Raw genomic sequence first — 788 nt, 5'->3', positions numbered from 1 at the left:
GGCATGGACGAGCCCCACGCGTACCTGTGGCATCGGCAGGGGCACCTGTTCGGCGCGCCGTTCTACTACATCGAGTACGGGATCGCTCAGTTGGGGTCGCTGCAGTTGGAAGGGGCGTATCGGCGCGATCCCGCGGCGGCGCTGGCGGCGTACAAGCGGGGGCTGGGGCTCGGCGCGTCGCGGCCTTTGCCCGAGTTGTTCCGCTCGGCGGGGATCGAGTTCGACTTCTCGCCCGCGAGAGTCGCCCGGGCCTGGGCCGAGGTCGAGGCGGATCTGGCGGCCCTGCCCGCGTAGGACGCACACAGGGACACCATGCTCACGCTGCACGGCATACGCAAGCGGTTCGGATCGACGGTCGCGGTCGATGGCGTATCGCTGTCGGTGAAGCGGGGAGAGGTGTTCGGGCTTCTCGGGCCCAACGGGGCGGGCAAGACGACGACGATCTCCATGGCGATCGGGCTGCTCGCGCCCGATGAGGGGCGGGTGGAACTGGATGGGCTTGGCGCGCCGACGGACCCGCGGGTGCGGGCGCACATCGGCGTCGCGCCGCAGGCGCTGGCGCTGTACGACGATCTGTCGGCGGAGGAGAACCTGCGTTTCTTCGGGCGGGTGTACGGGCTGGGCGGAGCCGCGCTGGCGGGCCGCGTGGCCGCGGTGCTGGAAGGCGTTGGGCTGTCGCCGCGCGGGCGTGACAGGGTGAAGGGATTCTCGGGCGGGATGAAGCGCCGGCTGAACCTCGCGGTGGCGCTGCTGCACGATCCGCCGATGCTGCTGCTGGATGAGCCGAC

Annotated in this window: 1 protein-coding gene and 1 pseudogene; both read left to right on the top strand. The window is 71.1% G+C overall.

What is annotated here, in order from left to right:
* Positions 1-294, top strand: a pseudogene (locus tag ACK4TH_RS12515) (hypothetical protein); the annotation flags it as partial.
* 18 nt (positions 295-312) lie between these two features.
* The coding region (locus tag ACK4TH_RS12510) for an ABC transporter ATP-binding protein (RefSeq protein ID WP_409626923.1) at positions 313-788 on the top strand (476 nt) is incomplete at its 3' end.

Origin of the sequence: Tepidimonas sp. (assembly GCF_046292505.1) — a bacterium.
In the GTDB taxonomy this organism is placed as follows: domain Bacteria; phylum Pseudomonadota; class Gammaproteobacteria; order Burkholderiales; family Burkholderiaceae_C; genus Tepidimonas.
This window is presented reverse-complemented; position numbering and strand designations above follow the sequence as displayed.